Annotated in this window: 9 protein-coding genes; 1 reads left to right on the top strand and 8 read right to left on the bottom strand. The window is 59.4% G+C overall.

Annotation, left to right across the window (positions count from 1 at the left end; translation table 11 throughout):
* Positions 1-134 precede the first annotated feature (134 nt).
* The 5 genes from ACYQ14_RS11565 to ACYQ14_RS11545 form a co-directional block, all read right to left on the bottom strand.
* Entirely contained in the window at positions 135-872 is a 738-nt protein-coding gene (locus ACYQ14_RS11565) for a hypothetical protein (RefSeq protein WP_459888321.1), read from the bottom strand.
* Complete coding sequence (locus ACYQ14_RS11560) at positions 869-2,524, bottom strand: methyl-accepting chemotaxis protein (RefSeq protein WP_459888319.1); 1,656 nt, start codon at positions 2,522-2,524, stop codon at positions 869-871. The genes ACYQ14_RS11565 and ACYQ14_RS11560 overlap by 4 nt, the downstream gene beginning before the upstream one ends.
* Positions 2,525-2,822: 298 nt before the next feature.
* The gene (locus tag ACYQ14_RS11555; protein ID WP_459888316.1) at positions 2,823-4,496 is read right to left on the bottom strand and encodes a type II/IV secretion system ATPase subunit; all 1,674 of its coding nucleotides are present in this window, start codon (positions 4,494-4,496) and stop codon (positions 2,823-2,825) included.
* Between the two features lie 11 nt (positions 4,497-4,507).
* A complete protein-coding gene (arlH, locus tag ACYQ14_RS11550) occupies positions 4,508-5,266 on the bottom strand; it encodes an archaellum protein ArlH (RefSeq protein ID WP_283835790.1) in 759 nt (252 codons plus the stop codon).
* A complete protein-coding gene (locus ACYQ14_RS11545) occupies positions 5,263-8,331 on the bottom strand; it encodes a FlaD/FlaE family flagellar protein (RefSeq protein WP_459888312.1) in 3,069 nt (1,022 codons plus the stop codon). The genes arlH and ACYQ14_RS11545 overlap by 4 nt, the downstream gene beginning before the upstream one ends.
* 510 nt (positions 8,332-8,841) lie before the next feature.
* Here ACYQ14_RS11545 and ACYQ14_RS11540 point away from each other — a divergent pair.
* Entirely contained in the window at positions 8,842-9,474 is a 633-nt protein-coding gene (locus ACYQ14_RS11540) for a DUF7500 family protein (protein ID WP_459888309.1), read from the top strand.
* A 115-nt stretch (positions 9,475-9,589) separates the two neighbouring features.
* Here the strand turns inward: ACYQ14_RS11540 and ACYQ14_RS11535 are convergent, their stop codons facing one another.
* The 3 genes from ACYQ14_RS11535 to ACYQ14_RS11525 form a co-directional block, all read right to left on the bottom strand.
* Entirely contained in the window at positions 9,590-9,724 is a 135-nt protein-coding gene (locus ACYQ14_RS11535; protein ID WP_283835786.1) for a hypothetical protein, read from the bottom strand.
* 51 nt (positions 9,725-9,775) lie between these two features.
* Positions 9,776-11,497 carry an archaellar assembly protein FlaJ gene (gene flaJ, locus ACYQ14_RS11530; RefSeq protein WP_459888305.1) on the bottom strand — a complete coding sequence of 574 codons (1,722 nt, stop codon included), beginning with the start codon at positions 11,495-11,497 and terminating at the stop codon, positions 9,776-9,778.
* Positions 11,498-11,792: 295 nt separating this feature from the next.
* On the bottom strand, positions 11,793-12,884 hold the full coding sequence (locus tag ACYQ14_RS11525) for a FlaD/FlaE family flagellar protein (RefSeq protein WP_459888302.1): 1,092 nt from the start codon (positions 12,882-12,884) through the stop codon (positions 11,793-11,795).
* Positions 12,885-12,902: the final 18 nt, after the last annotated feature.

Here is a 12,902-nt window from a genome sequence, read left to right as displayed (position 1 = left end):
GTCCGACACACTCAGTTTACTTAATAAAATTGGCCGTCTCTCGGTTCCGGTTGGAGGAAGGTCGCCAGCGCGAGTTCCGAGCAGGTCTCAGGAGGTTCGGTCGAAGAAATCGTCGCTCAATTGCGGAGACTCGATCAGGAACCTGCCGGATCCCGAACACCGTCTACTCGGTTCTCTTCCGTCCGCACCGAATCCGCTTCGTCGATATGGGAAAGCGCTTCGCGGCCGCCAAAGAGGATGGCGGTAAACCCGAGTATCAACACGACGTCGGCGTAAATCGCGATGCTCGAGCCGACGAACGTGTCGGTCACCTCGAGGTTGTACTCGGCCAGCACACCCGAGAGGAGCATCGCGACCCACGTGAGAATAGTGAGGTACATTATTTTCACGTACAATAGCTGTCGTTCGTCGGTTCGCTGACCGGCCCGCCGTCTAAACGGCTTCGTGAGCAGATAGACCATAACCCCGATCATGGCCACCATCAGCGCCATGATAACGAGCTGGGAAAGCCCGTCAGTCAGCCAGCCGCCGAGCGTACTCCAGTTCGCCCACAACAGGGCGACGACCAGGGCGCCAGTCGTTCGAAGACCGACACCGGCTGATTGTTTCAACACGTAGGCGAACGCGAGCCACAGGATCGTGTATCCGATGAAACGGGCACCCGACGTTTCGACGCCGGGTTCGACCTCGATCATTAGGAACTCGACCGACATGAGCACGTACGAGATACCCATTCCCGCCGCGGCGAGTCCCGGAAGGTAGCCGTACTTACGAATATCCGAGGAAAGCCACTGCGATGCCCCGATGATCGCGAGAGAAGCGACTATCAACAGCAAGCCGAACCACCTGTACAGGACGAGTTCACTGATCATCGGCCCACCTCCCCGTCAGTTCGAACAACGTCGTCCGTTGCCCGTTCGTCGTCGCTTCGTGCCCGCTCTCCCCCTCGCACACCATCGTCTTCCCGCATCGCATCATCCGTCCAGCCACCGTCCGCTTCTAGCTTGGCCCGTCCGGAAGCCGACCTGGATCCGGTTCCGAGGTCGAACTCGCTCATCATCGAGGCCAGGTTCTCCGCCTGATTGCCGAGTGAATCCGCCGAGCTCGAGACCTGTTCGATCGTCGCCGTCGTTTCTTCGGACGCCGCGGCGACTTTCTCCGATTGGTTGCTCGTCTCGGCCGACACGTTCGTCACGTCCGCGAGTATCGAGGAGAGTTCCTGTGCGGCTTCGGCCTGATCGTCGGCCGTCGAATCGATTTCCTGAATTCGCATATCCACCTGCTCGATTCCCTCGTTGACCGCGGTCAGCTGTTCGTTCAACTGTCGAACCAGTTGCGAGGTCTGTTTCAACTCGCCGTCGACCGAGTGGACCTCCTCGGCGGTCACCTCCGCCTGTTCCTGAATCGCGCTAAGTCTCCGATCGATATCGTCGACGCCGTCCATCGTTTCCTCGGCCAACTGCTTGATTTCGTTCGCGACGACCGAAAACCGCTCGCCGCTCTGGCCCGCGCTCGAGGCCTCGATATTCGCGTTCAGCGCCAGCAGATTCGTCTGATCGGCAACGTCTTCGATGAGTTCCGTGATCTCGCCGATCTGTTCAGCTTCGTTGGTGAGCGCCTCGACGGTCTCGACGACCGAATCGGTCATCTCGACCAGCCGCTCGATGTTGGCTTCGACCTGTTCGGCGTGTTCCTGTCCCTCGCTCGCACTCGCGGTCACGTCTTCGGACGTTTCGGCGATGTCGCTCGTCGCGGCTGCGACCTCTTCGCTCCCCGCCGACAGCTCGCTGACGTTCGAACTCGCGATATCGAGTTGCTCGCTCTGTGTCGTTGCCCCCTCGGAGATCTCTTGCATCGATTCAGAAACGTCACCGCTCGCGTCTCGAATCTGTTCGCTCGAGGCCTCGAGATCGACCGCCATGTCGTCGACGGTCGAACTCATCGTCTGTACATTCTCGAGGACGCCAGTGATCTCCTCGAGCATCTCGTTAAACGAGTCGGCGATCGCTTCGATCGCTTCGTTTTCGATCCGTGGTTCCAGTCGATTGTTCAGATCGCCGTCGGCACACGCCTCCATCACCTCGGAGAACCGTTGTGCCTCGTCGATCAGCTCCTGATTGCGTCGTTTGGCCTCCTGTTGGGCCTCCCGAAGCTTTTCCTGTTGAACCTCGAGTTCTTCCGAGCGACCTCTGGCGTCTTCTTTTGCCTCCTGTGCCAGTCGTTCTTTCTCCGTCACTTCCTCGAGGGTCGTCTCGAGAGAATCGCGCATATCGGCGAGCGAGGTGTACAGCGCGCCGATTTCGTCGCTTCTGTCGGTCTTCAGATCGACATCGAAGTCGCCGTTGCCGATCCGTTCGGCCCCGGACTCGAGCTGGCGCAACTCCATCCCGACGTTCCCGCCGACGACGATCCAGGCGACGCCGAGGTTGATGAACGTCACCATCATCAGGCCGGCCAACGATGCAATCGAGCGCTCGACGACGGTTTCGGCCGGGCCCGAAACGATATGAAGGCGAAAGATCAAGCCGGCTATAATTGTCGTGACGAGTATACCAGCGAAGACCACAGCGAGTTTCGCACTATACTGGCTCCGAATTCGTTCTGCTCCTAAAGACCCATAATTCATTGTTATCCTTCCGTTGATTCGCGATTACACGCACACCGACCACGGTCCGAACACTACGTGTTAACTGTCCAAATAATTCTACAAGCAGTTAATTCTTCTCGCCGTAACAGAGACGGTGTCCGTGGCCGTTCGAGCCGACCGGATGGACACAGCCAGTTCGGTCGGCGAGCACGACGAGTCCTCCTGATGCGTTCAGTCAGTCCGGACGGGTGATATGGAACGGAAGCCCCTCGATGCCGTCACGCTGGAACTGATCGATCGTGGAGTTTACCTCGTGATACTCGAGGATGTTTTCCTGAATCATCCGTTCGATAATGTTCGAGCGGAACTCTAGATCGTCGTAGATATCTCGCGTGTCCGCGTACCCGAGCAGCGTCGCGATCTGTTCTTCGAGGACGTAGGAGTTGTTCATCCCCTGGAAGACGATCTCGTCCTCGACGGGGTCCCAGTAGAACACCTGCCGGGTGACGACGCCGTCCATCTGGTCGGAGTAACCCTCGATCTCCTGAACGCTCGTGACCCGACGCAGGACGTCGTCGCCCTGTTTCACCCGGTTCTGGAACAGTGCCACGTCGGCGTTGTCCATGAACGTCTCGGGGACGTTGATCGGGTCCCCGGTAAATCGCTGAATCATCGAGACGATATCGCTCGCGTGGAAGGTAAGCATGACCGGGTGGCCGGTCTGGGCCGCCTGGAACGCCATCCGACCCTCCTCACCACGAACCTCGCCCACGACGATGTACTCCGGACGGGAACGAAGCGCCGCCTCGACCAGATTGAACATGTCGACGTCCGCACTGTCCTCGCTCCGACTCTCTCGAGTCAGTAGCTGTTGCCAGGTGTCGTGGGGCGGAAGCACCTCCGCGGTGTCCTCCGCGGTGTAAATCTTCGAGTCGCGGGGAATGAACGACATGATGCTGTTCAGCGTCGTCGTCTTCCCCGACGCCGTCTCGCCGACGACGAACACCGTTCGCTCGTTCTCGAGACACAACCAGAGATACGCCGCGAGCTGGGGCGAGAGCGTTCCCCAGTTCGTAATCTGGGTGACCGACAGCGGAACCTCGTCGCCCTGACGGATCGTGAGGCTGGGCCCTTTCACACTCACATCGTCGCTGTAAATTACGTTCAGACGGGAGCCGTCCGGAAGCGTCGAGTCGATAATCGGCTCGGCGTCCGTCATCGGGTTCCCGATCCGTTCGCCCATATTGCTCAGCCAGCTATCGAACTCCTCTTGAGTCCCGAAGTCGACGGTCGTCTCGACCATGCCGTAGGTGCCGTGATCGACGTAACACTCGTTGGGGCCGATCACGTGAATGTCCTCGTTCTCCGGGTCGCGCATGACCGGCTCGAGCGGACCGAGGCCGACGATATCGCGGTTCAACCGGTACCTAATGTTCTCGTAAGTCTCCTGTGGAATCTCCTGAATGCCCGGATGAAACTGGACCTTGAGTCGGTCGAGGAAATTGTTCAGGTCGTCGCCCTTGATATGTGTCGCCTCCTGGAGCAACTCCTCGATCTGGTCGTCGTACTCGGCGTCATTTTCGGGTGCGGTCTTGCTCGTACTCCGGCGCAACAGGGAGTCTTTGACCGCCTGAAAGACCTCTTGTTCCTCTTCTGAAAGCGTCGGCTCGACGGCGAAGTACTGCATCTTCGCGCCGACGTCGCCGTAAATGTGACTGAAAATTGGGCCACCGACCGGGTACAGGACGTTCGGATGATCCGTCTCGTACTCTGCGGATGGCTCGTCGATCAGGACCGGAAACTCGCCCGTGATCTGTCTGAACTTCTTTAAATGTTCACGGAGGTGCGGTCGACGCGCGGCAAGTTCTCGAAGCTCGTCCGACGGCTTTGGTGTTCCCAGCTCTGTCATTGCTAACTCGCTTAGGCAACACTCCGGTTCTCGATCACGATTCCTGTGCCCGAACGGACCGAATAGCCGATGCGGTCACCGACCTGTTCACCCATCCCCGCAAACCGCTTGATGAACAACTGTCGTCGGATATCGTTCCCAACTTCGATCATCTCTAGCTCCATGAAAACGTCCGCGATCGATCTGAACGGCCCGATCGCCTCCTCGCCGACGGTCGAGGGGTCGACCGTCAACACGACGACTTTCCCCTGGGAAATGATATCCCGGAGGAACGAGATTATCTCGAGGGCGGCCTGGCGTTCCTCGTTCTGTTTGACCAGCGCTTCGAACTTCGGATCGTTTCGCAAGATCGCATCGAAGGTGTCGACGATCACGACGTCGGCCGTCCAAATGGTTTCTTCTTCCATCAGGTCGGTCAGCAGATCCTGTCGGTTCTGTTCGTCGTCGCTGGCGGATAACACGCTCCCGCTGTCGAGGTCGCCGTGTAAAAACAGCATGTTCTCGAACAGGAGATGCTCTTCGACGTTGTAGTTCAACGAGTGCATCTGTTTGACAAAGCCCTGTACCTCGAGTTCGGTCGAGAGAAAGGAAACCGATTTTCCGGTTTCACAGAGGCCGTAGGCAAACCGCTGGGACAGCGCACTTTTTCCGGCACCGTAGTCCCCTTCCATGAGGACGATACTTCCGGTCGGAATGCCGCCACCAAGTTCCTTGTTCAGTCGGTCGCGATCGTCGAGGCCGATAGAGAAGATGTTATTGAGTTGACTCATTGTTCCTCCGCGTCCGGCGATTCTTCGGAAACCGATACGTCGTCGTGGCTCTCGGACATCCCGTCTTGGTTTGTCTCCCAGGAGCCGTCGGCGGAAGCCGACGAATCGTCCGATGTCTCCCACAGCGCCTGACCGCCGTCAGTGTCCACGCCCTGTGGAGCGACATCGGCCGTGTTTCGAGCGCGTGGTTCGCCGTCGGGTCCGGACGCCTCAGGCCCGTCTCCCGACCCATCTGCCGGGTTCCAGAAGCCATCGTCGTCGTCCTGAGGGGACGACTCCGATCCGGACTCGTCCCAGAGCGCACCGTTTCCTCCGGACTCCGAGTCGCTCCAGAGATCGCCGGGATCGTCGTCGCCGTCCGACGGGTCATCGTCGGAATCGTCGAGCCAGTCGATCTCGTCGTCGGAATCGTTCGCTTGCGAAGCGGGCGAATCATCGCTACCACCGGTTTGGGAAGCATCCGAGTCGTCCGATTCCTCCCAGTCGAACTCCTGTTCCGCCGATTCGGAGTCGGTTGATTCGACGACATCCGCCACCGGTTCGGAGTCGGTTGATTCGACGACATCCGCCACCGGTTCGGTATCGACCGGGTCGAATTCGGTCAGATCGGCCCCGGCCGATTCGGTCTCGATCGATTCGCCATCAGTTGATTCGGCTTTGGCTAATTCAGTCTGGCCCGATTCGACATCGGTTGATTCGGCCCCGGCCGATTCGGTCTCGATGTGCTCGAGTCCGGTCGACCCAGCCTCGTCCACGTCGGATTCCTGCCACTCGAGTTCCTGTTCTGCCGTCTCGGACGCCGTCTCATCCCGGTCATCCGCGGGCGGTGAATCGTCCGAAACTGTCGCCGCCGGTTCGTCTACAACCGGGGTCGACGAGTCGTCCGAAGACGGCGAGTCACCTGCAACCGGAGACGGCGAGTTATCCGTAGCCAGAATCGCTTCAGTTGCACCGTTGTCGACGGCCAGCTCTTCGACGATCTCGTCTCCAACAACCTCGTCCTCAACAGTTTCGCCTTCAACAACCTCGTCTCCAACAACCTCGCCCTCAACAACCTCGCCCTCAACAGCCTCAGTTTCAGCCGCAGATGGAGCTTCCCCAACGGCACCAGTTTCGGTTGCGGCTGGGGTCTCTGTCTCAGGGGACGCTATCTCGGGTTCGGCTTCACCTGTCTCTAAAACCTCTTTGACAGTCCCAATGTCTCCGCTGGCGGAAGTCTCTTCAATGCTCCCGAGTGGGGCTTCCATCTCTTCACCGGAGTCCGTCGAACCGGTAGCCATCGTCTCTCCGGCGGCGTCAGTGTCGACAGCAGTCGAGAGGGGTTCACCACCGCTCGAGTCATCTTCGCCCGCAGTCACTTGTTCACTCGAGTCGTGAGTAGAGGACTGGTTCGCTTCGGGTTGCTCGCGCTCCGATTCGCCCTCGATAACCCACCCGTTCGAAGCCGGTGCCAGCGAGCCGTCGTCGTTCTCGACGCCGATATAACTCACAAAGGTAAACTCCGTACCGGTGCTCGGACCACCGGACCGGTCGTCACCGGCGCCCGTCGCCGCCGAAACGGCGGCAGAGGAGTCCGCCTCGAGCGGCTCTTCTGGCTCCTCGCTCTCGGTCGCCGATTCGAACGCATCATCGCGGTCGAATTCGGACTCCGTTTCGGCGGCCGCCGCCCGCTCTTCGATCGCGTCGACATCCAGTTCGGTCTCCAGTCGGCTCGTCGGAATCCCCTCTTTCCGGACCCACTCGCCGAACGTCCGCTGTTTTTTCTTCGGCGATGCGACCTGACTGATCCACCACAGACTCCGGCGGTGGTCGATACCGAGCGAGGAGTTTGGCTGCGGGTCATCGACGTCGGGGCCGCCACCGAAGCCGTTGAGCATCGTCTGCAGGTACTCTTCGACGGGGTCGTCGACCCAGTGAATCGAGCTGTAGAACCGAACCGTCTGGGCTGCTCCCTCGAGGCCGACCTCCTCGACCAGGTAGTCCAGCCACTCCATGACGAGAAACTCCGTATCGTATTCGGAGGGGAGCGACTCGAGGTATGGTCTGCCGCCGTCGTTCCAGGCGTTTTCGATGTGATCGTCGGCCGCGGATCCGGCCGTCTCTGGCTGGGTGGCATCCGAGTCGAAGACGTCAGCCGCGGTGGTCGTCTCCGCCGACTCGGTATCCATCTCCGTCCCAGTTTCGCCAGTCTCGAGGTCGTCGGACATCTCGTCTCCCTCGCCGTCCCACTCCGCAGCGCCCGACTCGTATTCGTCCTTGAGGTCGTCAAACGAGAGGTCGCCGCCGCCGACATCGTCGTCCGAGCCGGTATCGTCGTCGAACTCGTCGTCAGCGTCGTCGAACTCGTCACCGAACCCGTCGTCCGTATCGTCCTCGATGACGTCCTCGTCGAGGAAGTCTTCCGCGTCCGCATCGGAGACAGAATCGTCGACTGCCGCTTCCTCCTCGTCATCGCCGTCGAAAATGCTACTATCACCGAAATTGCCGGTTCCTTGTGCGCCGCCGCTGCCGTCGTCGAACGACTCGCTCAGCGAATCTCCTTCGACGAAGGGGTTTACCCCCTGTGTCACCATCTCGTAGACTTCCAGCAGTTTCCGAATGTTCTCTTCGATATCCTCGAGCGATTCGCTGATTTTCTCGTTCTCGCTCTGGACCGTGTTCACCGTCGAGGAGAGCGACCCAACGTCGTTTTCCATCTCCTCGACGCGAGCTTCGATTTCGTTAGACGCGCCGTCTCCGTCACCGTCGCCCTCGTCCATCTCGTCGAAGGACATCTCGCCGCCACCGCCCATCATGTCATCGCCGCCGCCCATCATATCGTCACCGCCGCCACCGCCGAGGAGGTCATCACCGCCCCCCATACCGCCACCGCCTCCCATGCCGCCACCGCCTCCCATGCCGCCACCGCCCCCCATGCCGCCACCGCCATCCGTGCTTGATTCGGGCATCAAGCCGCCATCGCTCGTACTCCCGGAGATATTGTCGTCTCCCATCAAACTGGAATCACCGCCTCCGGAACCGTCGTCGTTACCGCCGCCGAACATATCTCCGATTATAGATAGCATGACCATTCATCCCTCAAACGGGTCGTTGTGTCCCTCGTCGCCCCAGCGTTCTGGTCCGCGTGTCAAAGGAGAAACCGTCAGATCTCCGTGTTGCTCGACGACGAAGGTACTCATATGGTATGTAACTATGAACGTATGTATTAAGTTATTGTGGCCGACTATATTCAAGCTCATCAATATGCAAAATCGGCCGTATAGAGCCCCTACTCCGCTATCTGTCGAGCGGAACGGCCAGGCCCCCATCCTTAAATTCATTAGATATCACACGAATAATAAAGAGACTAGTCGGTCGGAGCTGGGATGCTGAGACGAGTCGTCGAAAACGACGAAAGAGAAACGCCAACAGAGGTTACATCTGCGCATGTAGAACTGTGGAATGACTGATAAGGGACGGGTATTCACCGAGTAACAGCGCTGACATCCCAGCAGACAGTTCAGATTTTCACACCCTCAGGTTGGGCGAAGGATTCTTTCTCCCCCGGCTCGAAGTCCAGTGTAGAGGGATGGGCCATGACAGACGGTAACACCGACGACCCGAAAGAAAACGCAGACGTTCCGCCTGTTCTGCCCGAGGAACAGCAAGCACCCGCTGACAGCGGGGGAATTCTCTCGCCCGACGATCTAGATATCTCCGAGAGCCCGTACGTGGCAGAGATTTCGGACAGTCGGTACGTCGTCTCGCCGAACAAGAGCCCGCCGAACGTGTCACAGGAAGAGTCACTCGAGCCCCGGTCCCGATCAACCGAACCAGCCCGCTCGGGGGCCAGCCACGGAAGCGGGGGATCCGACCGGCCGGGGACACGGGGAGAGATACGGAGCCCCGAAGCCGCTCGGACCGTCCTCGCCGACGAGCTCGAGCGACTCGATTCGAGGTACGCAATCGATCTCATCTCGCAGTTCGACGACAACACTGTCCGACACCGGACCGCCTCGGACGATGTCGTCGGAACGTTCGACAACCTCGTCCTCTGGTACGCCCAGAGCGTCTCACAGAACACGCCGACGACTCGTGCAGTCTCGATCTTGCTCGCCAGATCCGAGTTCAACGCGCCACTGACCGAGAATCGGATCCGACAAGCGATCGGAAAACACGGTCTCAGCGAGTCGAGTACGATCGGCGATTTGCTCGCAGAACTCGAGTAGCGGCGATGTGCAGTTAAAACACGGCTTCTCCGCGATCAACATTCGACCTCAGTAGCCTCGGGAACGATCTGAAATCGAACGTACCGGGATCGAATCGAGGGACGAGCGGCCCGTTCTACGAGCCGTTGAGGAAGATTACGCCGGCCATGAAAAACGCGAGCACGAGCGCGTAGCCGAACAACAACATTCCGCTGTGTACCGATTCGACCGCACGCGAACGCATTCCGAAGTGTCGTGGTCCCTGGGTCATCTCTGTGCGGTTTTTTCGATGAGAAGGTTATTGCTCTTGTGGCCACCGGAATCACATATCGACTGAGATGAGCATATCGATCAACCGCTGGGTGAGCGCGCCGGTGACGCCACCGATCCAGAGCAACGCCGTGAAGTGGAGGTAAGAGTTTCCGAAGTGACCGCCGTCGGCCAGTCGCAACACGAGCGACGAGATGAACGCGTTGAAGATCAGGACGAGGACGATCAGGTATCGAAGGACGTAGACGTTGTACTGATCCGTATGAATCAACGATCCAGAAACGATGTTCTCGCCGGTGTCGATATCGAAGCCCGAGAGCATCACGGCCAGTTCCAATCCGATGAACAACGCGAACGTCGCGGCGACCGAGATCCCGTACACGACGCCGACGAGCGTCGTCACCTTCTGTTTTCGCTCCTCACGAAGGTTGAGAATGACGTTCATGTTCGTGCTGATGAGTTCGCCGAGACGTTTCGGGCCGCCACCCATCTCCCGACCGATCAGGTACATGTTACTGAACTTCTGGATCAGGAACGAGTTCGCCTCGCCGGTGAAATACCGCCAGGACTTCTCCGTGCTCAGTCGCATGTTCAGCCGCCGATAGAGGTTGTCGATATTCTCGGACAACGGCCCGAAATCTTTCGTCCGGAGCGTGTCGAGCACCTCTCCCGTCGTGGCTTGCTTTGCGCTCTCGGTCGTCCCGAGCGCCCGGATAAAGTTCGGGAACTCCCGATCCCGCTCGAAGGTGTTCTTCTCCTCATACCAGAATACGAGTCCGGGAATCAACATCGGGAGCGTCGCGATAGGCATATACAACAACAGCGGAATCGACCGCACCGGGAACAGCGGCGGAATCAGTCGGAAGAAGACGAGCGTCATCATGACGACGAAAAAGAGGCTGAGCGAAAACCCGGCGATCGTCGACGCGAGCATCCGCTGTTTCGTTTTCGTCCGGTAGCCCTCCTCGAGGTACCAGATCGGATCGTTCGGGACGACCGCCTGAATGACGAAGAAAAAGCCGATCTGGACGAACATGAACATGACGATGACGAGCGAAACGGTCAGCGTTGGGTTCGTCCCCGACAACAGCGGAAGCACGATCGCGAACACGAGCGCGAACGTCATCGAAATGATCATCGACAGGTAGAGGTCCTTGATGACGTCTAAGTTGTTCATCGACTGCCTGTAGACCGTCGAGTACTGCTCGATCAGGACCTCCTGTTCCTCGAGCAGGAACTTGTCCAACTCCTGGCCGGCTTCCAAGGTGTAGGCCATCCGTTCGAACAGGTCCGTCACCGACTCGCTCGGGACGGCCTTGGCTCGGCGGCGGCAGGCGTCCCCGAGGCTCAGGTGCCAGACGTCGACCAGGTCGACGATCCGCTGAATCTCGTCGGCCAGCTCGCCGTACTGATCCTCCCTTGCGAGCTGGCGAAGAACCTCCATCCGGTCGATGTTGGTCGTCGACAGGACCGTCATGTGAATTACGAGCAGGTGGAACCGCTGTTCCATCTCGATTCGGCGACTGTCCACGGCGAGACGCGGATAGCCGAGCGCCGTCGCGAAGACCAACAGCCCGAGAACGGGAACCAGCAACCGGACGAACAGAAAGATGTCCAGCAGGAAGGCGACGACAAACGTCCCGAGGAAAAACAGGAAGGCGGGGACCAAGACCCCCAGCACGTAGTACTTCGCCGGGAGTTCCATCTCCTCGTACGAGCGGATGATGGATCCGCTAACGTTGGCCGCCGCCGCCGTGTTATCTGCGATTCCCATAATCTTCGTCAACCGTTTTCGTCCGCCAGTTTCGTCGCGTGCGGTGTCGACACCGGAGCAATACAGCACCCCGTAGCACTACAGCATCCCGTAGCACTACAGCGCCCCGTAACACTCCAGCGCAGGACACCACGCTGAGACGGTCACCCGACGCATCGACGCAGTCACGGCCGCCGAGGAAGGTCCCTGACGGGCACCGACCCGGTGAAAGTGACCGCCGTGTCGGAGCCGTGACCATCACCGTTCGTTATTGGTACGTGTCGGTGCGCTGTATACAAAATTACCGGCCAGTCGCCTACTGCTCCGGCTGGGTTATCGCCTCCTGGACGGAGCCATCGGTCAGCAGCTCCGGTGCCTGCTCCGGCGTCGCGATCCAGGCGATGTACTGCAAACTTTGCTTGTGTTCGTCGGTCTCGAGGACCGACTTCGGTTCGGGGTCCGAGACGATCTCCGTCGCCGGCTGTGAGTCGTCGCCGAAGCCGTTGAGCATCGATTGTAAGTACGTCTCGACCGGCGGCGAGATCCAGCCGACCGACTCGTAATACGCGATCGTCTGGGCCGCACCGGGAACGCCAACCGTCTCGACGAGGAAGGTGAGCCACTCGATTGTCACCAGCTCCGCGTCGCTTCTCGAGGGCTGGACGGCGAGATACGGCGGATCGCCAACCTGGCCGTTTTCGCCGACGTCGATCCCGTCGACCGCAGACTGGGCGGACGGATCGGGTTGTGTCTCTTCGGCGACCTCGTCCTCGAGCGAGGACGTCTCGATTTCGTCGTCGAGTTCCGAGTCGTCTCCCGACGCATCCTCGTCGTCACCGAGCGTGTCGGAGAACGCATCGTCCTCGAGTCCGTCGTCTGTAAACTCATCGTCCTCGAGCGAGCCGTCCTCGTCGAACTCGTCGCCGAACCCGTCGTCTTCGTCCTCATCTTCGATCTCGTCGTCGAGGAAATCGTTCGCCTCCGCGTCGACGATTTCCTCGTCGATCTCACCGCCGAGATCATCGTCATCGCCGCCGAACATCCCGCCCTCTTCCGTGTCGAAGGCGTTGCCGATCTCCTGGTCGGCGGCGAAGGGGTTGACACCCTCGGTGACGATTTCATAGAGGTCGACGAGTTTGTCGACGTTCTTCTCGACGGTCGTGATGGAGTCACTGATCTGCTCGTTCTCGCCGCGAACGGTCTCGACTTTGTTCTCGAGGGATTCGACCTCCTTCTCGATTTCGTCGAGCTGATAGGTGATTTCCATCTCCGAATCGTCGTCCTCGTCGTCGGCGAACATCGTCTCGTCGCCCATCAGCCCGTCGTCGGCACCACCCATCAGGTCGTCGCCGCCGCTCATGTCGTCCGATTCGTCATCGCCACCGAGTCCGCTGAAGTCCAGTACCATGTGTGAGTCACCGCATCA

This window comes from Halostagnicola bangensis (genome assembly GCF_054653435.1).
This window is presented reverse-complemented; position numbering and strand designations above follow the sequence as displayed.

Coding starts and splice junctions, on each gene's coding strand:
- arlH (WP_283835790.1), bottom strand. CDS start 5,266: ATGAGTCAACTCAATAACATCTTCTCTATCGGCCTCGACGATCGCGAC.
- ACYQ14_RS11525 (WP_459888302.1), bottom strand. CDS start 12,884: ATGGTACTGGACTTCAGCGGACTCGGTGGCGATGACGAATCGGACGAC.
- ACYQ14_RS11565 (WP_459888321.1), bottom strand. CDS start 872: ATGATCAGTGAACTCGTCCTGTACAGGTGGTTCGGCTTGCTGTTGATA.
- ACYQ14_RS11555 (WP_459888316.1), bottom strand. CDS start 4,496: ATGACAGAGCTGGGAACACCAAAGCCGTCGGACGAGCTTCGAGAACTT.
- ACYQ14_RS11540 (WP_459888309.1), top strand. CDS start 8,842: ATGACAGACGGTAACACCGACGACCCGAAAGAAAACGCAGACGTTCCG.
- flaJ (WP_459888305.1), bottom strand. CDS start 11,497: ATGGGAATCGCAGATAACACGGCGGCGGCGGCCAACGTTAGCGGATCC.
- ACYQ14_RS11545 (WP_459888312.1), bottom strand. CDS start 8,331: ATGCTATCTATAATCGGAGATATGTTCGGCGGCGGTAACGACGACGGT.
- ACYQ14_RS11535 (WP_283835786.1), bottom strand. CDS start 9,724: ATGACCCAGGGACCACGACACTTCGGAATGCGTTCGCGTGCGGTCGAA.